A 22,668-nucleotide genomic window follows, 5' to 3' on the forward strand; every position below is an offset into this window, starting at 1 on the left:
AAAATTCCATAAAAGCGTCGATAGATGAAAAATAATGACCAATTCCTAATCAGTGCATTTTTTGAGAATAGCTTAACACCTGAACAGGAATTAGAATTCAAAAAGAGATTGGAAGATCAAGATTTCCGGAAGGAATACCTGAAGGAAAAGGCCATTCGGGATCTGTTACTGGAGCAACAAGATAAACATCTGGAAAAGGAATTTAGTGAGCTCGATTGGTCGCTGGATGTTACGCAAATCAGGCAGGAACTGAACGAGTTGCAAATGGAGGCCATTTTCGATGCCTCAAAAGTTTCAGGGAGCCCGTTGAATGGTCACGTAAACCGGCAACATGGTGAATTGCCGGACAATGGACAGAAACGGAATTTCCCAAACCGCAGGAAAGCACAAGCGCATCCGTCTTTCAGCCTGAAACGCAGATTGGTCAGCCGGTGGATGCTGGCAGCAGCAGCATGTTTGGGTTTGGCCATTGTTGCCTATTTCGGTTTAACCGGAACTTCACATAAAAATGCACTTACCGAAATAGAGCACTATGATTCTTTTTACAATACTGCCTCTGCGGACAGCTACTCTGGTCAGGACTCTCTTTCCCTGGTCCGGCAAGCCTTTGAACAATATGACAGCAGGCACTACGAGCAAGCGTTGCTTTTCTTTCAAAAGGTCCCGGATTTCAAAAGTAGTGATGATCTGCTCTTCTTCATTGGTGTTTGTCAGCTCAAGCTTAAGAAGTGGAAAGAGGCGGCCAGAAGTCTGAATGCAGTGATTGACAACACCAGTCAAACTACTTTTGAAGGACCCGCTCGGTGGTATTTGAGTCTGGCATACCTGCATGATGATCAAGAAGAGAAAGCATGGGGATTGCTGGACATTATTGTGAATGAACAAGATTACAACTGGATAAAAGCCGATGAGGTATTGGAAACCTTAAAACAATAGATGACAATGAAAAAAGTACAACAAATTTTGACTGCCATAGGAATCCTGGTTCTGATCTCTGCCTGTGTATCTTATCCGGATGAGGTATTTGATAAACTTACTAACAGACAGAAAACGGAAGACAATTGTGAAGGTTGTGGCGATTGTGATATTAATGATAGTTTGCGCGACAAATGCAAGAACAAATGCTTTTTTTACAATCCAAAGATCCTAAGGCTAGTTCCTCCTGAGGCGGCAAATCCACTTTGTAATCTAAATTTGCTCGTTCAGCAGACTATTCGCAAGCCCAATCCTGAGCCGTGCAATCCGCGGGTTTGTGCCTTCCGGATCACTCATCCGCATAGCCTGTTTCCGGACACTCTGACTTATGGTATGGCAGTTTTTGATAAATCCGGAAAAATCCTGTTCGAAAGCAGAAACGTACGGCCGAACGGTAATACGCTGGAATTCAATTTTATACCCCGGCAAGATATTAGCGCCAAGAAGTTGAAGAGGGTGCTGAGCTCCAGTACGATCAGTTTCGAGACTTTTTATCAAAATCAAAGGTTATCCTATTTTACTGTACCAAATGTCAGTTCGAACAATGCAATACTGAAGTAAATTAACATAATTTTCTCATATCATTATTTTCAATCACCACCTCAATCCCAACCCCTGCCATGCAAAAATTAATTTGCTTTCTTTTTCTTCTTTTGGGTTTCACCTCTGGTGTGAATACATTATTTGCGGAGACAAGGTGCTTTACCATATTAGAACAGGCATCCAATACAAATGACTATGAGGAGGCAGTTACTTTATATGCGAAATGCGATAAATGCCTTTCCGAATTACTAAAGAAGAATACTTCACGCGATGGGTCCGCTGAAATTTATATGGAATTGTTCAATTCAAAAAATTTGCAACTGTATCTCTATAGCCTTAATAACAAATTGAAAGAATGGGGAATGCTGATCGAACAGACCAAAACAGCATTGCCTGTATATCTTCAACACATCCCCGAAAGCCCTGACCGACGGGATATGCTTGCTTGGTTTAAGATATTGGAAACCAGTTATTATTACGAAAGAGGACTATTTAGAGACGCTAAGTCGATTGCAGCGGAAATTATAGCCGACCTGGAGCCATTACCGGTTGATGTGGTTGAACAGGATCGGGAAAATCTGGCCACTGCTTATAACTTTCTTGGGAAAATATATGCTGCATGGGGGGCACTACTGCAAGCAGAGAGCTGTTTTCTGAAAAGCATTGAATATCGGGGTGGGAAAAAGAATAGTTGGGCCTACAAGTTGCTTGGTGATCTTTATTTGGAGAAAAAGCCAGATGTAGCAGAGCGCTATTACAAACAAGCAAAAAACGAAATTGTGGGTATGTTACCTTCCTCCAATTCAGATGACAGTATTCGTTACCTAAATCGATTGAGAGAGATTTACCTGAAATTAGCTATTCGATACGCCGACCGTAAACAATTTCAGTTGGCGAAAAATGCGCTGGATCACGCAGAAGAATTCGACAAAAAACTTGGTAGTAAAAATGCGCTTTATCGGATTCTTGCTCTGCGGGCCAGGATCTTTCGAGAAGAGAATGATGCAAAAAATGCCGCAAAATCTATAGACTTGGGCTTTATTTCTCTCCGTGATAATGGAAAAATTCAGCACTACGAGTTTGCAGAACTTCAATTAGAGAAGTCCAGGCTACTAATTGCGCTGGGACATGCTAAAGATGCATTATCTGAGTTGGATAAGGCCAAAGAAGTGTTAGCGCCAAACTTAAGCTTCGCTGCTGGAAGTATTTCGGCAGCTGGATTGGAAGCTCCGATTACTTTCCTAGATCTCATCAAATTGCGTGTCGAAGTGCTCTATCAATTGAAGGTATTAGGTCAGGGGGAAGAAAGCTTATTACAGGACCTTTGGAATACGGCTAAGATCGGAGTTGATATCATCGATTCACTCAAGACCCAATTCCAATTTGAGGCCGACAAAACGTTAGTTTTGCAAAACTACAAAAGTATATTCGAATACCTCATCTGGGTAGGGAAAGAGCTTTGTGATCGTGGGAAATCGGACTATTGCGAGAAAGCGCTGATCACGGCCGACAAAAATAAGCATCTGCAGCTACTGGAAACCTTCAGAAAAAGGCGCTTGATGAATTTAGGAGATGCCTTGACGGGGCAATTGATACAAGAGATTATCTCACTGGAATCAGATATCCGGTTTTTACAGGATGGAACTTTAAAGAATCAGAAGTACATCGACTTGTTGAATAAAAAAGAAGCCAGTCTAAAGAGGCTGAAAGATTATAACCCTAAGGTATACTCAATGTTGTTTCAACCAGACTACATTACTATTGAAATGATCAGACAGACCCTGTTGTCGGAAGATGATCTGCTGATTGAATTTTTTGAAGGTGAAAAATACATCTTTACTTTTTTTATGACCATCGATACCCTGCTCATCCATTCCTACGAGCGAAATAACCAAAGAAGTTACGAAAATAATATTAGAGTACTCCAGAACTCATTGCACACTGTTAACAGCGATCTAAGTAGTATTCCGAAATTTCAGGAAGTCTCCTTTTGGGTGTATGAACATTTACTCCTCCCTCTGGGGGATTTTTCCCACAAATCTCATGTTATCATGATCCCTGATGAGACCATGACTAGTATACCTTTTGAGGTTATTCTCAATAACAAGATCGAAGATCGGGAAATTAGGTGGCAGGATCTGGTGCCCAATTATCTCGTCCAACATTATAGTTTCACTTATTTGTATTCATTAAATGTCTTAAGGGAAAATAACCAGGGTAGATCAAAAGAGAAGTCTACAAAGTTTGCAACATTCACTTCAAAATACTTAACTCGCAATCTTAAAGCATCGGAAGAAGTTGCCAAGAACATAACCAGACAGCTTAATGGCAGTCTGCATACGAAAGTTACTAAAAAGCAATTCCTGGAATATGTACAAGATTTGAATGCTTTTTTGCTGGTTGCGCACGCAGAATACGATGCAAAAAATCCTTTGGAGTCAAAAATTATAATTTCCGATTCCCAAATAGGCGATACCCTGTATGCTTATGAGTTGTACCAGTATGAAATACCTGTTGACTTTAGTTTTTTCATGAACTGTGATCTGGATCGCAAAGATCAGGGGAGACCCACCGGTGGACGATTCTTGCCCAACTTCACGCAATCTTTCAACTTTGCCGGGGTCAAAAGCGCCGTGATTTCCATTTGGGAAGCAACTGATGGAGCTTCCGGAGAGTTGATCGAATCCTTCTTCAATCAGCTTGATTCGCTTAAAATCTCGAAAGATCGGGCCTTGCAGCAAGCCAAGATCCAGTACCTCGATTATTACAAAAACAAGGGCGATGGGGGTAAGCTCCAGCCTTACTACTGGGCGCATTTCATTCAACAAGGTAATCCTGATTACATTGATTTGAGAACTAGACAGGACCCCGTAAAACTAATTTTAATAATACTTGGGGTGTTGCTTGCAATCCTCTTTTTCCTCAGCAGAAAAAAATCAGCCACCTCCTAGGCCCTTATTATGTATGGAAGATAAAGCTGTGCTCCTTCTAATTACCAGTAATTGATTTAAAACAATAATCAGTCAGGCAAATTCCGGCCAAACATCGTTTTGATGACCTCAGGACGGGAGGGCTTGCTTTGCCTTGACAGTGGCGATCAAGGATGGTATTAAATCTTTCGATCATGAATTCAACACAAAAGTATGTTATCAGTATACTACTTCCGGTCCTTGCCATCTCTTGTCAGTATACAAAACAGGAGCTGCAACCGGACTGCGCCCTCCACCTCATACCGTCAACAGAAACCGTGACCGACAGCCTGACCCAGGAATGGAGTAATGTGCTCACCTTCAATATTAATACACTGATGCCTGGAAAACTTCAGCTGTCGGCAGTTGATTCCTTGCGATTGAGCCATGTTAAACACGAGTTGCACCGGAAAAACTTTCACTTCGATGCGGAAGATATAGCCCGGCACAATCAATTTGTACTAGCTTATTGTCCACTTCTTGTACTTTTAGACAGCTTGATCGCTCCGGAAGACCAGAAGCAGAAACGGGAGCGACTGTACCAGATACTTGAGCAGTATCTGGATCTTGTAATGACCAGGATACAACCGCCCGAAACCCCAAAAAATCAACCCACCGCTCCGCGCATTTCACTGGTCAGGATCGAACCCAATATTTCTACGATGGGCCCGCTGGAAGTACCCTTAAGTAGGCAGTTCTTGGATGGTCTGCTATTGCCAGGCCATCAGATTACCAGTCGGGAAGATGAGGTGATTTCCCACCGAATAAAGATTCATTTCAGTGGAGGCATCGTATCAAGCGGCGTAAACCTTCACCGGCTGGAACCAGGTTACGTTCAGGTTTTGCTGGACGGTCTGATGTGTCTGTGCAAAGAGGAAGAACAGGCAGCCCTGCACCTTCCAATGCCCACTCAGTATAGTTCTGAGGCAAATCAAAAACAAGTTCTGGCCAGCAGGCTGGTTGAACTGCTGCAACTACAGCGGGAATTGATCTATCGCATCATTGAAAAGTGCATAGCATGAAGTATTGGCTTACACTGTTTTATGGATTCTTTTGTCCCATAAGTCTTTTAATGGCACAACCGGGGCAGCGGATTATCCTGTATACGGGAGATTCTCCCTTGCTGCTACCCTTTATCCAGGAAAGTCTGGAAGAAATGACTGACGTGGAAACGAAAAAACCGCTCTTCGCTCACGTCAGCAATCTGACCCAGGTTATCCGAGACGAGGCAGCCATGCTGGGACTGTATGACCAGCTCTTGAAAATTGCTGAAAAAGAGGGGCTGAATGTTGCTTTTGAAGTATTTCCCGATACGCTGAAAAAACGGCTGATCCATTCACTTCAACAACACGATCTTTTCCTAAAGGTCGATGTCACTGGTGAGTACCCCATCCAGAATTATTATTTCAGGCTTTATGAGATTGGGAAGGGAAAGGCATTGATAATGTCCAGTGGGAAGGGGGTGGCGTTGGAGCGACTGATTATAGATCTTACCCAACAATTTCATAATGCTCTGGCCGAAGATTTTCTCTTGGTTCGTCAAGCAGAGGGCCGCTTCAAGGAGGATATTCCTAAACTATTGAAGGGAATTTTCCCTCGAAGTCATCATTGGCCAGAGGCAGTCATTAAGGTCGATACCGGAAGACTCAATGGTCGAATAGGATACCGCAGGGAAGGAAATAAAGATGAGATTGTATTATACGCAGCAGTAGGGGATACCATTTTTCTCGATGCTTATCTTTCCAGGTTTCAGGGAATGCCGGCAGCGCTGGATTACCATTGGCTCATACAGCGGCACTCGAAACCCGACCTGAAATTGCAGCTCCATAACCGGGGAATGACCTGCTATGTGATTCCAGAAGAAACCGGCTGCTTTACAGTGGAACTCGAGCTCCATGATGGTATAAAGTCTGTCGACAGCCTGGGGCTTACGCATGATGAATTAAAAGTCATGGCCACGGCTACTCCAAAATTTACCGTTTTGCCGCAAGCGATTTATTCTCGCGCTTACCGCAGATTTGGCGAGCTTTACTCAAAAGGCATTGCCTCATCATCTGAAGGACTACTTGTGGGAGACCTCTCCGGTATGACGTTTAAGCAGATCGTTTCCGGAAAATCCATGCCGATCGAACTGATCGATCCGGCACCTGATTCTGCTAGGTTCAGGCTCCAGTACCCTGGCGCCTCCTTTTATGGTGAAGTCCTAATCGAAGGCAGCACAGCCGAAGGTGTGACCAACCACAAGGCAATCACCTGGTTACATCGCGTTTTTGAACCGGTTTATTTCGGCCTGTCTATGGCACAGAACGGGATCACACTCGATCCGGGTGACACACAACGCCAGGTCGTCCGCACTTTTCTTGAGCCCAAACTTTCCCTGTCCCTGCATCTGTCCGATTTCATAGATATAGGACTATACGTCCCTTATGTAAAACTAAACTGGGAGGATCAACCCCAAGGCCTGATCCAGGTTAATGCCTTGCCGGAATTAGAGATCGCTTGTCGATATCGTCGAGAATTAGGGAGTATTTCAGCTATCGGTAATTTGCGCTTTCTACAGTTGAATTATACAGACCGAAATGAAATATGGAGTATCCCGGGACTGAAAGTACAGCTTGGTCTCAGTTTGTTTAGGGGATCGGTAGATTGCAACTTTGCCCTGGGCATGTTCAACTGGGTGCCGAGGCATACGCTATTGGCCGGATTTCACGAATATTTCTCCACTGGGTTTACGTATCACATCACTCATAAAAGTATGACCTATCATGACTACTAATACCGTGATTCGACGCCTTTACCTAGGCTTATTCTCCATACTATTGGCGCTAAATACCAATGCTCAGGACAAGCTACATAAGGAATGCTGTAGATTACCATTAAGCGCCTATTTTATTTTTGGTGTGAGCTTCAATGGTGATCAAATTAAAGATATCAATGACCGTAACTTCGCCGATACGGTGTTCAAAAAGTTATCCGGCCCCTATGCCGGTATACGGACAAGCGTACCTCTTTTGAGAAGAATCCGCCTCGAATGCCAGGTTATATATCACTGGAAACGATACCATTCTGTTGAAGATAGCTTTTCTGTAAGTATGAAAATAAAAGATCTGGAGGTTATTCCTATGCTTTTAATTCCACTGGGTAATGATCCGAAATTTCCCATCCACTTGGCAGTCGGACTAGAACTGAATATCAATCTTCTGCGGGAAGCAAAAGCGCTGATCAATAATAAGCCCGTGCTAAGTGATAAATGGGGAAAAAAACCTTTATCTGGCGAATTGATGAGTGGTATTAATCTGCATTTGCACCGATACTTCAATGTGGAGATTCGGGCCGGTTGTCGCTTTACTGATATTCGTTCGAAGAGCAACATGGGAGATTTTGATATGGATCGGAGCCGGATATCGGTGAACATTGGCGGGTACTTCACACTTTTTTCCGAAAAGGCATTATCTAATTGATCTATTCCAGGCCAGTTAACAATGTAATTTGGGAAGAATGATGCTTATCTTAAATAATCAAGTTTAAGGCAAGTTTTATATAAATGCAATTTAATGCCAACATGGCTAAGCCAGGCAATAAGATTAAATAATTCCTACTTGAAGACACTTCAAAGAGTTTTGCGAATTAAATCTTCTCCAAAAGTTCTTCTTGCAATTGCCATTAGAGATGTAATTAACAAGAGGAAGGATGTTGTCTGTTATCGGTAATAAAATAACAAAACCTTTAATTATGTTTCTCCATCTAGAACTCATTTCCCGTAGCATAGAACTTAAACTGATCTGCTTTCTTCCTATCTGGCTACTTTTTTCCTACACTGCCCTGTGTCAGACCGGCGGACCGACTCAGCCGGAAGTGCAAACATTTGAGCCCCTCAGCACCACGGAGTTGGTAGACCCCTTTACCGGGGATTTTACTTATAATATCCCATTACTGGATGTGGGCGGATACCCGATCAATCTGATCTATAAATCGGGGATCACGATGGACCAGGAAGCAAGCTGGGTAGGATTAGGATGGAATTTAAACCCCGGAGTTATCAACCGGCAGGTGCGGGGTCTACCTGATGATTTTGCTGGAGATATTCTGGAAAAGCAGATGAACATAAAAGATAATGAGACCTGGGGAGGAACAGTAGGTGTCGACCTTGAAATTTTTGGCTTTGAAACCGATTATCTCAAGATAGGGGAAAAAATTGGAGTAAACTATAATAATTATCGGGGTTGGGGCTATGAGAAGGGGCTAAGTGCGGGTTTACGGGCATCCGAAAACTCGAAACCGTTTTTAACGGCTGGGTTAGGTTACTCTTCCAATAATGGCGTAAATGCTTCTCTTGGCCTGTCCGTTTCCCAAAAAATAAATGCGAGTCAGAGCACCGCCGCTTTGGGAGGTAATATCGGCGTAGATTATAATTCCCGGAGTGGGACGGTATCCCTTAATTTGATGGGGGGCTTTCAAAACAGCTGGAATAACGGCGCTCAAGGAAGTGGATCTTTTGGAACAAAACTTTCTTTTGCTTCTCCAACTTACACCCCGAGCTTCCCGGTGCCGATGGCCGACCAGTCGTATGCTTTTGCCCTAAAAGTCGGAGCCGAAGTTTTCGGCACGACTGGAAATCCGTTGGATATCGCAGGCTATTATTCTAAACAACGACTGGCGAAAAGAAGCGAAAGAATCCGTGCATATGGCTATTTGTTCGCGGAAAAATCGCGAAATGCCAGCCGAGTTTTGCATGATTTCAATCGGGAAAAAGATGGCAATTTCTACGCCAAACAGAAAAACCTGCCGCTAGCCTATCACACTTATGATCTCTATATGGTCAGCGGCCAAGGCATCAACGGCATGTTCCGGCCCCATCGCTCCGATATCGGTACCGTTTATGATGCAGTAAACAGTACCGGCGGCCTGGAGGATCCGAATATTTCCGGTGGATTGGAAATCGGAAGTGGCCAACTTTTTAAAGTCGGCGGGAACCTTTCGGTCACTACCATTAATCGCTATGGAGGGATCTGGAAGCAAGGCAATCCAATCCAGGAAAAATTACTGTTTAATACTTCCGAAGGCAAAGGGCCGTTGTACGAACCGTTTTATTTCAAGCAGGTCGGCGAAACTACCGCCCTACAAAATCCGGACCAATATAACGATTGGAAAGAGGAAGCTCCCATTGCGGTGCTCCTGAATGGCCAAAGAACATCCAACGCGCTGCAAGCAGTATATTCAAACCGAACCACGAACTTCAATATTGGAGGACTTAGTAATTTTCTATCGAAAAGAGTGTCCCGAAATATTAATTTTTCGACGCTTACGGCCGCTGAGGCAAGGGTTGCCGGTTTGGAGAAACGTATTTTCGATTATGCCCCGTATATTAATAGCCGACACCGAACTCAGCTTAATTTGGAACAGCCCAATGTGGGGGTAGATATTTCTCATCATGTATCCGAGATTACAGTCACGCGAGAAGACGGCGTTCGCTTCGTTTATGGTCTTCCTACTTATAATATAGTTAAGAAAGAGGTCTCTTTTAACATAAGTGCCGGCCCGGATGCATCGCCGGAAGTGACCGACGGCCTGGTTGATTTCTCATTCGGCAATGACGACACACCTGAAAATAAACGCGGGAAAAGTCATTTCTTTGAAAGTGTTACCACTCCCCCTTATGCTTATGCCTATCGGCTTACCGCCATGTTGTCTCCTGACTATATTGACCTTACCGGAAACGGCCCAACCCCCGACGATCTGGGTACCTATACCCGTTTCAACTACGACCGGGTGCATCAGCACTACAAATGGCGTAGTCCGATGGGAGCGGGACAAGCCTTCTATCTAGAAGGAAAATCCGCAGACTTTGAAGATGACCTGGCCTCTTACCTGTATGGTGAAAAGGAGATCTGGTACCTGCATTCGATCCAAACGAAGAATTATGAGGCCCGGTTTATTACCTCCGACAGAGAAGATGGTATTGCAGTGGAAGATGCTTCCGGAAAATTGCCTAGTGGAACGAATATTGACCGGCTACGTAAGCTGGATCGCATCGAATTATATACGGCTTCTGAATTGCGAACGAATGGTAGGAGTCCGGTACCCATCAAAACTGTTCATTTTAGTTATAATTATTCACTATGTCAGAATGTTCCCAACAGTATCGCAAGGAATAAAGGGAAGCTCACATTAAAGGAAATCAGTATTACCTATCAGGAATCTGATAAAGGGAGGTTCAGCCCTTATCGCTTTAATTATAACGGTCTCAACCCGGATTACAACCAACAAAACAGCGACCGTTGGGCCACCTTTAAACAAAGTGATCCCGAACTTTCCAATACCAGATTTCCCTATAGCCGGCAACCCGATCGACAACTGGCCGACCAGGAAGCTGCCGCCTGGCACCTTACGGATATTTCACTTCCCAATGGCGGCAAGCTGAATATCGAGTACGAAGCCGATGACTATGCCTATGTGCAGAATAAAAACGCACAGATAATGGTTCCGGTAGTTGGTACCGGTGCAGGCCCCGAATTGCAGGCAGGGACATTGAGTCTTTATGACGGCGAACGCAATTTCTCCTATTTCTTTTTCGATTTGCTGAAGCCGATCGCTGATGATGAACCGGAAAAATTGGATGGCTATTTTGAAAATATTGAAGAATTGTATATCAATGCCCAGGTCCGGATAAGGGACGACCGCAGTGAGACCATTCGCGAATTTCTGCCATTGGTAGGGGGCGCAAAACGTTATGGTTTCGACGAAAGCAGTAAAGTGAATAATGCTTACACCCGGGCTTGGGTACAAATCCGGGAAGTAGAATTTGAAAACGGAGGCATTGGAAAGAATTCTAAATACCGGGGCAGTATGGTCCATCCGCTTGCTCAGTCCACCTGGCAGTTTCTCAACCTACATCTACCCCATATTGCCTATGAAAACGGAGAATTCAATCAAGGAGACGCCAAGCGATTGATCTCTTCCTTTTTGTTTATTTGGGATAGTGTTTCGGATATTCTCAACGGCATCAACACTTATATGAAGGACCGAAAATACGCTAATGCTTTGTCTTCTAAAACCTCCTTCATCAGACTCAATCATCCCCATTCCCGGAAGGTCGGAGGAGGCAGTCGCGTAAAAAGGATCCGGCTGAATGATCAATGGGGCAAGATGACGGAACGGGAGGGCGAATTGCTTGACTTGCTGAACTTTGATTACGGGCAGGAATACGATTATACCACGGTAAACAGCGATGGTCAATCCATTAGTTCGGGGGTGGCCACTTACGAACCATTGGTCGGAGGAGATGAAAACCCCTTTGTACAGCCGCAAAGATTCAAACACAACCGCTTATCCCTTTTTCAGTTACATCCCTTTGGAGAATCTTTGTTCCCGGGGCCTTCAGTGGGATACAGCACAGTAAATATCCGCCAACTCAAGCCCGCCTCCGTAGTAGTTACCGGAAACGGTACTACCGTACAGGAGTATTACACGGCCAGGGATTTTCCTGTTATTGTCCGGCAGACGGACCTGGTCCCGGGGGAAAGCAAAAATCGCAATAATCCATTCCCCATCATTAGTCCGGTATATAACCGCGATATTGATGAAATGGCTCTAAGCCAGGGCTATAGCATTGAATTGAATGATATGCACGGTAAACCGCGGGCCCAGTGGTTATACGCGGAGGATCAGCCGGAAGCGCCGGTTTCCGGTATCAGCTTCCAATATCTGACCGAGCCCGATGCTCCGGATCAACTGAAAAATACGGCTCCCGTGATCCGGCAGGCTGACGGGGGGGGGCTACGGCAGGAAGAAGGCATCATCGGTTTAACCTATGATATTATTTTTGATGCCCGGGAGAGTTTACATAAAGTGAAAGCCACCGGAGTTGACATCAATGCGGATGGTTTCCTGGCGGGCATTTTCCCGATAACTATCCCTATACCCTATCCGGATCTGGCGGAATCTACCAACAGGTTCCGTTCCATAGTGGCGACCAAAGTGGTTCAAAGAAGTGGGATTTTGGCCTCGGTCACCACGCATGATATGGGAGCCAGCATAACCAGTACGAATCGCGCCTGGGACGCATTGACCGGAGAGGTTTTGGTAACCGAAGCACAAAGTGAATTCGGTCAGTCTTATTACACGATGGAAATTCCTGCCTATTGGGAATATCCCGGAATGGGAGGCGCCTGGCAGAATATAGGTGCCGTACTGGAACAGGTAGAAACTTCGGCGGATGGACTTTTGCCCTTGGCTTCCGGTTCGGATTTTTTCTTTCCGGGTGACGAATTGCTGCTGGAATACATAGAAGCCACCGGGGGTACGCCGGGTGAACCCATCCAAAAAGTGCTCAAAAGGGATAAAGCCTGGGTATTGGAGGTTACTGCGGAGGGCCTTACATTGATCGATGATATCGGACAAGCGATTCCGCCCCGAGTGCACGAAAAGATCAAAGTGGTGCGATCAGGTTATCGCAACCAGCAGTCCTTTTCCCAGGGAACGGTGGTGACCAAAGTCGATCCACTCTCGAATGGATTCGATTTCAAACAGGTTATTGACGCCAATGCCATGGAGTTCGCCGATCATTGGCAGACGTACGCTGCGTATCAGGTAAATACTCCAGGAGTTGCCTGCGATAATTGCCAAATGATTGAGGTCTTACCTCCGGAAAAAATATTCGATGATCGGGTAGCGCTATTAATGGAGTACAACACACCAAAATCTTCCGCTACCGCTCTTTTGTACCTATTGCAGGATGTATTATCTCAGGGCAATAAATTATTGTTGGAAGAGGATCTCCTGCCCATAATTAGAAGTCGTCAAACCGGCACCCGACCACTTCCCGCCGATTTTGAAGTCTTTGTGCTGCTATATCTACAGCAGGCACTTTCAGGAACCCATTATGCCGATTTGCCCGAAGACGGTGATTATATCGGAGCTCGCTCTAAACTGGTCCCTATCGATGTTACTCAGATTGAAACACCATTTGGCGCGATTAACTACAGCAAGGGTGGATTGACGGTAAGCCAGCAAACTTTTATTAGTTCGATTAAAGACTATTTTATCTGGTCTTGGGACGTTCAGTATGCCTACAGCTCTTTGGAAATTGTAATCAAGAACAAGATCACCAGTGAGACTATCTGCAGCCTTACCTTGCGCAATCCGGATGGGCCTTTTCCTCCACTGAATGGGATCTCCGCAATTCGAAATCTACAGATTGATCGCACTTCTCCTTTCCAGTGTGGAAGTGTCGGTGATTTTCTCATCGATGTTGAATTTACTGATCCAGATGATCCCAACGGCATCGTTCAAAGCCTAAGCTTACAGGGCTTTGCTCCGTGTCTTCCCATAGCTGATTGTACCGAAGGGTTCGGCAGCAAGCCAATTCATTCCTGCGATGTGGTTCCTGGGGCGGCAATTAATCCATTCCGCGCCGGGATACTAGGTAACTGGCGTCCCTTGCGATCTTGGGTCTATCTATCCGAGCGTACCTCCGGAAGAGCACATCAGGCCGGAACCTTCATCAACTTCGAACCCTTCTGGTCCTCCTTCTCCGGTCACCGGCGCGATAACTGGCAATGGGAGAGCCTTTCCCGGGTAATCAATCCGTTGGGTAACGGACTGGAAAGTTTAGATCCGCTCGGGAGAAGCCGGGCAGAGTTATATGGCTATGACCATAATCTGGTCACCGCCGTCGGTGCGAACACCACTCATTCTGCCTTAGTGTTCGACGGGTTTGAAGATTATGATTACAAAAACCGGATTGGAGAGATCGGTGACTGCGATCCGCCGCGACATTGGAGTTTTCAGGAGGCCATCGAAGAAAGCAACATTCGTGGCCTAAAGATCGATCAGGAGCAGCGCCATACCGGTCGCAGCAGTCTAAGGCTGCCGGCTTCCTTCGATCGACCTCAGTCCGTAAGTATTTCCCGCTCATTGTCGGAACTCTGCCGGGAACTGCCTTCCGGTGGTATCACCAACCATCAATATCTCCTCCAGCCTTGTGATCTAATCCCTACTTTTCAGCCGCCCCCTGGAAAGTATATTATTAGCGCCTGGGTCAAAGACAGCGGGGAAGAGTTGTCTTCGGAAGGTCCCCCGTTCATTAGTATAGGAGATCAGAACTTTCATCCGAGAGGGCCCGTGGTAGAAGGCTGGCAACGCATCTTTTCTTCATTTGACATTGAGGATACCGACCCGGAGATCAAAGTAACCCTAAATAGTGGAAAAAGAGGCGGTTGGTTTGATGATATCCGTATTCATCCCTTCGATGCGCAGATGGAGACTTATGTTTTCGATGCCCAAAATTTACGGCTTCGAGCAATTTTGGATGCCAACAATTTTGCTACCATTTATGAATATAATGAAGAAGGTGCTTTGCAGCGAACTAAAAAAGAAACGGAAAGAGGCCTTATGACTATTCAGGAAATTAATACTGCCAAACCTAAAACCCTTGCTGAAGATGAATAAGCGATTAAAACTATATCTTTTATTAATGCTTTGCCTTGGGTTGGGGCAGGCTGCTGAGGCAAAGATCCGGAAATTCAGTAAGCTTATCAGCGGAGAAGAGTTATTATCAGCCATTGACGACATGACGCTGTACAACGATGAGATCTTTGATTCTCGGGGCTTTACCAGGCTGGGTTGGGACCAACGCTTGACGGTAAAAAGCTGTGATAACCTGATTTACCTGGAGGTATTGCCCTATGGTATCGAGCCGGTTCAGGTGTTTTTTCGTGCGGAATTGGAAATACAGATTCGCTACAAATCCTACGACCGAAACTGGCAGCCCACTCAGAACATAATCCTTGAAGTGGAATATGATCCGGAGAGAGGAGTAAGTTATCCGGATAAGACGCTTTTTACCTTTAAGGACGGACAATTTATGGAATGGACGATCGTTCAGCCGTTACGATTTTATAATCGGTTGGGGCAACTATTGGATCAAAATGAGCTAAAACCAAAGGTCCAGCTTCAGGCTCAGATTCAAGTGGATCGGTATTTTTCAATAAACCCCAGTCAGTCTCCAGCCAATGTCCAATCTGAACTACGAGATAGTCCTGATCACAGTTCTGGCAATCTTGATATCAGTTGGAATGTCTTGGCCTGGGCGGAGTATTATGAATTGGAATACACTTTCATCAACTCTTATTCCTCGGAACAGTTAACGCGCCCATTCGACCAGCGTCGGACACAGCTATTCTATGATTTCAGAAATAACAGTACACGGGTGAGATTGGATAGTAATTTTTATCAGATCCCGTGGATCTTCGAACAGGGAGTGTTGCTTTGGCGTATTCGTGGTGTAGGTCTCGACGGGCCCTCTTTTGACCAGTTGGTTGTAGGCCGATGGAGTGCTTACACCAATGATGCAGGCCAGTTTTTTAGGGGAGGGCGATCCAACCACTCAATCGCGACCCTATCCGGCCGTACCTCCTATATACATGAAAAAGAAAAAAAGAACTGGCAACATATTGCCACTTTTGCCGAGGGAGGAAGGCGAAAAGATGTGGTCTCGTATTATGATGGCAGCATGCGCAGACGGCAAACAGTCAGCCGTTTAAACAGTGACCAGGTATTAATAGGAGCAGAAAACATCTACGATCATCTCGGCCGGCCTGCGGTGGAAATACTCCCCAGCCCCAAATCTTTTCCTTCCCCGCCGACCAATCAACCATTTATAGCCTACCAAAAGGATTTTACCCTAAACCCAGAAGGTAATCCCTATACATTTGCTGACTTTGAGGCTAAGAGTTTGGGTGGGAAAGCACGGCCGCTATCGCAGCGTCATAATGGGACGGGGCGTTATTTTTCTCCCTATAATCCTGATCAGTCCGGTCACCAGGCATATTTGCCCGATGCTCAGGGGTATCCGTTTTCTCAACGGCAATACAGCCCGGATAACCTGGGTAGGATCATTCGGCAGGGCAGCCCGGGCCCACACCATCAATTGGGATCGGGTCACGAAGATAAATATTACTACGGTGTACCGGCTCAGGAAGAACTGGATCGAATTTTTGGCAATGAGGCCGGATATGCACAATATTATGAACGCAAGACGTTGGTGGACGCCAATGGACAGGCATACGTTGAATACAAAGACCCGAACGGCAACCTAATCGCAACGGCGCTCACCGGTGATGCTCCCGACAATGTGCTGCCCCTCAACTCTTCAGGGCTTAAGCCGCTGGTCTTTAACCTGCTCGAAAAAGAACAGCTGGCGCCATCTCCATCAGCCCTGCAGTCAAGTAAACGCCTGTTTGTCAGCGCGGACCATAGCACCTATCAATTCCGTTATGAATTGGATCCGGCGGATTTTTTGGATGACTCATGTCCTGAGCGGCCAGTTTGCTACGATTGCGTATACGATCTTCAGATCACTATCCACAATGATGATGGTGCATTGATATACGAAAAGACAGAACCGATCGGCAGCCTGACCGAGCTTAGCGCCTGTCAGGAAACCGATGGCAAACCTTTGCGTCTGGACTTTGAAGTTGAACTCGATCGCGGTTCCTATACCGTCGGCAAAACATTATGCGTCAATGAAGCGGCGGTAGAAGCCTATGTAGCGGATTATCTGGATGAACAACAAAATATCTGCCTGGATAAATGGAGACAGCAACTGGAAATTGACCTAAGAGAAGGTATCGATCTCAGCGATTGTGAAGAACCCTGTCTGGCGTGTGAGACGGAGGTATTTCCCGCAAGTCTCAAGGTGAAATTGCCCGGGGGAACAGTAGAAGAAGTAAGCTTTGATGCCGAAGCCAGGAAAAATATCGGCCGGGACTGCGTACTGAATTGTGGGGATGGCATGGTAGATGATCCTTGCATTGCCGGCTTGGAGGCCATCCTGGCCGATCTGCAACCGGGCGGTCAATACGCCCTGTATCTGGATACCCTTAGTTTTACATATCAGCCGGAACAATTTCCTCTCTCTGTACTCAATAACGAAAATGATCTTCCGCTGAAGGATGCCCATTGGCGAAACCCCGTTGGCGGTTATCGTAATGCCGACGGCTCACCGGCTCTGGTAGCCATAGAACGGGAAGAGCAATGTATCGGTACTCCGGTCGTCGGAGGCAATGGACAACTGCTATGTGCACCGGAAGAATTGGATTCACCGCAGGATTTCATTGACAACTGGGAGTACAGTTGGGCCGAAGCCCTGAAATACTATCATCCTGAGTACGGCTATTACAAATGGTGCCGCCAAAACAGCGAAAGCTTTTCCTTTGATGCCCGGATGCGGGAGGCTGATAATTTTGCCGAAGCTTCTGCCGCTGGTTTGCTCTCACCTATTGAATTAGATCCATTTCTGCAGAATGAGGGCCGAGGACAAAAAATGGAAGAGCGTCTGGAAAGCATTCAGGTAAGGTCGGAAGAATCAGACATCGACGACCGCCTGACCATCATTCAATTGGTTCACCTGATCGTCCATTGCAATAATCCCAACGAAAGCGGGTCCGGCCTGCTGGAATGTGCCCGGTCGATGACTACTCTGGGAGCAATTACGGGCAAAGAAGATCTGGAATGGGAAATGTTCCGGGCTATCTATCTGTCTCAGAAGCGGCAATTGTGGGATGAGGAGCGGCGCGCCTTCATCAATGCTCAAAGTCATTTTTACCGCAATAATTGTATTGGAGAAACAGCACCTTCCAATTGCCAGGAGCGGATGCGCAACGATGCTTACCAAGACAAAACCAAACGGTTCCCGGACGCGGATGAAGGACTGGACCGTATAGAACAGCTTTCATTGGAGGAACTGCGGCAAGAGCACGAACAAATTGTGCAGGAGGTCTGCGGAAAATGCCCCATCGCCACCGAGATCGAAAGCCTGCTGACAGCGGCCGCCCGCAGCGGTAAATTGCTGACCAGCGGCACCGTTCCGGATGCGCCCCTGGTATTGAGTCGAACCATACTGAACCTTTTTCCCGATCCCAACCAGCTCACGTATCAGTGGAAAGTGATCGACCGGGGAGACCTGCTGGTCATTCAGATCTTGTCGGCAAATACCGGGCAATGTGAGATCCGTTTACACAAAACAGATCCGGCGATATCCTGGAATGCTGTCGAATGGTTCACCTGTCTGGAATACCTGGATCGGCCGACAAGCCTGGATCTGGTTGCTGAAAATCAAACATTTCGATTACGGGCCTATCTAGCATCCGGAGCATATATGGATGTGGAAGGCTATATTTCCTGTGCGGAGCTGCTGAAATGTGCCAGTCCGATTGTAGTTGGAAATTGTGAAGTAAAGCCAATTGCCGACGAATTCCTGGAAGTGGTAAGATATCTGTTGGTAAATAACCAATTTTATGAAAGGGATTTGGATCTTCGGAATCAACTGGGAGAAAAAATGGGAAAATACCATCAGGAAAATATTACGGAGTGCGATGTTTTTGTTGATCCTTACTTTAGCTGGAATTTTTCAGAATGGAATACTACGGACGATGGCAACCGGCCGGTTGATCCGTCAAACAATTTGCCACCCCTTCAAGTTGATGATCCATCCCAATATACCCGTTTCAGAGGTAGACTGGAATTTGAAGTTTTTTGCCCGGATACCCCCCAAACTAAGGATATATGCGATATTTCGTTCGAGGCACTCGATGGATTTAACTTTCTTGATTTTTACCGCCTGGGAAGAGAATTAGAGCTCACAGTAGCAGCAATTATAGAAGAAGAGGAAGGCTCGTGTGCCGGTAGATCGATGATCATAAATGTAGGTAATGAAGCTGGCCTTCCAGTACGTATTAAAGTGACCAATAACTGCTACATCTTTGGCGACTGTTGCCGAAGCAATGATTGTTTGGCCTGTGATCTACCGTCCTGCTGTGTTGAACCTATTCCGGTACCAGTCTATGTGCCCCCCTGTTTTGAACAACAGGAAGAAGACTTGCAATGGACTGTTGATCTGCGTTTTCAGCGCTACCGGGATAGCATCGAACAAAACCTGCGCCAGAGATATCTTAGCAGTTGCCTGGCTACCAAAGAACTCTTCAACGCTTCCTTTAACGAGCAGATTTATCATTATACGCTTTACTATTATGACCAGTCCGGTAATCTGATCAAAACGGTACCTCCTAAAGGCGTGGATATTTTATCTGGAACTCGTTTGAAACGCGTGGCCGCCTATCGAACAAGCAATGCCGCCGCGCCGATCTATCCGGATCATTCGATGCTTACTACTTATCGTTACAATTCCCGGAATGAGGTGGTGGAGCGAATGACGCCGGATGGGGGTACCACGCGCTATTGGTTTGACCAATTGGGGCGGCCGGTGGTAAGCCAGGATGCTAATCAAAGAGCCCTACAGGAAAACGATGGTACTAATATTTACAGTTATGTACAATATGATCCACAAGGTAGAACCATAGAAGCAGGGGAGATGATTAGCCGTCAACCATTTACCGAGGCACTAGTACAAAACCCGGAATTGTGGAAGCAGTGGTACCAGAATGGTAATAGGACCACTTATACGCAGACTGTTTACGATAAGGCTTTCTCTCCAATGGTTGAAGATCTTTTCAAAAATGGCCAACGATGGTCAAGGAATAGAGTAACTACAGTAAGAAGTGTGAGCGAGCCGGAAGCCTATCAATATCTCACTCATTTCAGCTATGATGTACACGGCAATATTAGGGAACTAATTCAGGAGAATCCACAAATGCCGGAAGCACATCGGTTAAAGCGAGTGGTATATGAATATGACTTGATCAGTGGTTATCTGAAACGAACCACTTACCAACCAGGTGCACCGGATCAATTTATGCATCGATATGCATACGATGCTGATAATCGCTTATTAAACGTTGAGACCAGTACGAATGGTTTCATTTGGGAACGAGATGCTGGCTACCGCTACTATGATCATGGGCCGTTGGCCCGTGTTGAGATCGGTGAAACTCGCATCCAAGGTATTGATTATGCTTACACTATTCAAGGTTGGCTCAAGATCATTAATTCAAATGCGCTTCGTCCGGATAAGGATATCGGAGAGGACGGTTTCTTCTTAAACTACCCGCAAATGCTGAAGGCCCAGGATGCTTTTGGCCTCAGCCTGGGATATTACGATGGCGATTATCAACCGATAAAACGAGCCAAAAGAGCTGTGGCTGATACCAGGAATACTCCTCTGAGTCGCTATCAACAGTACAGCGGAAATATTCAACACGTAGTGACCAGTCTGGCCGCTATGCCGGATGAACAAAAAGTGCAGGCTAAAATATATCGATACGATCAATTGGACCGACTGAAGACAATGGATATCTGTACCGGGTTTAACCGAATGACGAATTCGTGGCAGGGAAGTAAAGTAGTAGCAGACTATCGTACGGAATTCAGCTATGATCAGAATGGAAATTTTTTGCGGGTAAAACGAAACGGATCCGGCAATAGAATAATGGATAATTTAACCTATCACTATTCGCCCAATAGTGACCAGATTCAATACATCGACGATCGGGTAGGAAAAGTATTCGGAATGGATCTGGCGGATCAAAAGCCCTTTAATTACGCATATGATCCAAAAGGACAAGTAATTAGCGATGTAACATCGGGTATAAAGGAAATCGAATGGACTCCATTTGGTAAAATAAGTGCTGTACAACAAGAATCGGATAAGATCAATTTTCATTACAATGGTTTTCTTCAGAAAACTTTTAGATCAGGAGCTGATTCCAGCCAGTGGTACGTCAGAGATATGAGTGGGAAACTTATGGCGCTTTACTCCATACGGGGAGATTCCGTTTACCTGCAGCATCAGCCTATCTATGCATCCAGTAAGATGGGTATGTACCAAACGCAAATGAACCTGACTAGTAATGCAGCAGCGGGATCGGAGATAAACCCGGTAGGGCAAAAACACTTCATCGGACCAGATCACTTGGGTAACGTTTTGTTAACCTTTAGGGATCATAAATACGGAAACTCGCCTGATGATATTTCCGAAGATCGGAGCATTTATGGCCCAGCGCAGCATACTTCCCGGGATTATTATCCTTTTGGGTTGGAAATGCCCGGCAGAATTATGCGTTTCGACGAGCAGTTGGGAGGGTTTGCCGGGGAGGAACGAGAGTTCAACGGAAATTATGATTTTAACCAAAGGATATTTTCTCCTGCAGTAGGGCGATTCTTATCAGTGGATCCGCTCTCGGATCAGAACGCAGGCGCTAGTGCTTACTTGTATGCTGATAACTCCCCTATTTCACGGGTGGATGAAGATGGACTAGATGGGGTAGATTATCGGGTAGCCGCTACTTTTCATTTGGGATTTCAAGGACAGATTGGTTCCGATGAGACCGGTCTTTCCGTATTTGCTGCCGGACAGTTACAGTCGCAGACGGAAATCATCGGGATTGAAGGGGGAGCCAGATTTGCGCTGTCTTTAAATTCCAGAAGATATGGGGTCAAGGGATTCAGCCCGAGAGTCGATTTTGGTTGGTTTGCAGGTTTAAATTTTGGTCCATTTATTAGCAGTGAAGGGGCGCCAATTGGCGATTTTAGTATACCGGGGTTTGCCGGTAGCAACTTCCTCAATGAAGGATCTTTTTTTACATTCGGATTAGGACAGAACCACACTTTGGGGAAATTAAAGGGTTGGGACATCAGCCAAACGCAGGGAATCTTATATGCTAGATTCAATTTTTGGAGGCTATCGTTACAATTCAATAGCCTTAATGATGGTTGGCTTGCAGGAGGCCTACCCTATTTGGGTGGCGGTTCGGATGAAGCACTTACTGCCAGTAATTTATTAAAACTCAACTACCACGATGATATAAATACGCTACAGCTGCGTCTACATATAGCTGATCGAACTGACTTCATTACTGATGAAGCCGGAGAGCGAGTCTTTGCGAATGAAGATCGCAGAGCGTCCGCCCCATATGCAATGACTCCTAATCCTAATTCTAGGGGGTATTATCTAACAACGGGACCAGGCGTCAGAATCCATCAATTTACTGGTGGGCTTTCCTTTAGACGTTACGGAGGCGCAGGAATTGATTCAGGTGTAAACGCCGATTATATCTCTAATAAATTTTCGCAAAATAAGATACACCGAGATTTATCCGAAGATCCTGATTTTAGAAACTCTCATTATGAATTACCGGCACTTAGACTTCGTGCGCCTACTATGCAAATTCGCAGGGACTGGCTGAGAACCAAAGATTAGTAATAAGCACAAAACAGCTGATGAGTT

The 22,668-nt window shown here is 45.7% G+C and carries 8 protein-coding genes; all 8 read left to right on the forward strand.

The window, feature by feature from the left end; genetic code table 11:
- Positions 1-24: 24 nt before the first annotated feature.
- Positions 25-936: a tetratricopeptide repeat protein gene (locus CRP01_RS34295; protein WP_099154606.1), complete on the forward strand. Its 912-nt coding sequence runs from the start codon at positions 25-27 to the stop codon at positions 934-936.
- A 6-nt stretch (positions 937-942) separates the two neighbouring features.
- Positions 943-1,536: a hypothetical protein gene (locus CRP01_RS34300; RefSeq protein ID WP_143473661.1), complete on the forward strand. Its 594-nt coding sequence runs from the start codon at positions 943-945 to the stop codon at positions 1,534-1,536.
- 59 nt (positions 1,537-1,595) lie between these two features.
- Positions 1,596-4,469, forward strand: coding sequence for a CHAT domain-containing protein (locus CRP01_RS34305; RefSeq protein WP_099154608.1), 2,874 nt, complete (start codon positions 1,596-1,598; stop codon positions 4,467-4,469).
- A 173-nt stretch (positions 4,470-4,642) separates the two neighbouring features.
- Positions 4,643-5,509 carry a hypothetical protein gene (locus CRP01_RS34310; RefSeq protein ID WP_099154609.1) on the forward strand — a complete coding sequence of 289 codons (867 nt, stop codon included), beginning with the start codon at positions 4,643-4,645 and terminating at the stop codon, positions 5,507-5,509.
- Positions 5,506-7,263, forward strand: a complete 1,758-nt coding sequence (locus tag CRP01_RS34315; RefSeq protein ID WP_099154610.1) for a hypothetical protein — start codon at positions 5,506-5,508, stop codon at positions 7,261-7,263. Before CRP01_RS34310 ends, CRP01_RS34315 begins: the two co-directional genes overlap by 4 nt.
- A complete protein-coding gene (locus CRP01_RS34320) occupies positions 7,253-7,948 on the forward strand; it encodes a hypothetical protein (RefSeq protein ID WP_099154611.1) in 696 nt (231 codons plus the stop codon). Before CRP01_RS34315 ends, CRP01_RS34320 begins: the two co-directional genes overlap by 11 nt.
- A 271-nt stretch (positions 7,949-8,219) precedes the next feature.
- Positions 8,220-14,936 carry a hypothetical protein gene (locus CRP01_RS34325; RefSeq protein WP_099154612.1) on the forward strand — a complete coding sequence of 2,239 codons (6,717 nt, stop codon included), beginning with the start codon at positions 8,220-8,222 and terminating at the stop codon, positions 14,934-14,936.
- Complete coding sequence (locus tag CRP01_RS34330; RefSeq protein ID WP_099154613.1) at positions 14,929-22,641, forward strand: RHS repeat-associated core domain-containing protein; 7,713 nt, start codon at positions 14,929-14,931, stop codon at positions 22,639-22,641. Before CRP01_RS34325 ends, CRP01_RS34330 begins: the two co-directional genes overlap by 8 nt.
- Positions 22,642-22,668 lie beyond the last annotated feature (27 nt).

The sequence above is a fragment of the Flavilitoribacter nigricans DSM 23189 = NBRC 102662 genome (assembly GCF_002646595.1).
Taxonomy (GTDB): domain Bacteria; phylum Bacteroidota; class Bacteroidia; order Chitinophagales; family Saprospiraceae; genus Flavilitoribacter; species Flavilitoribacter nigricans.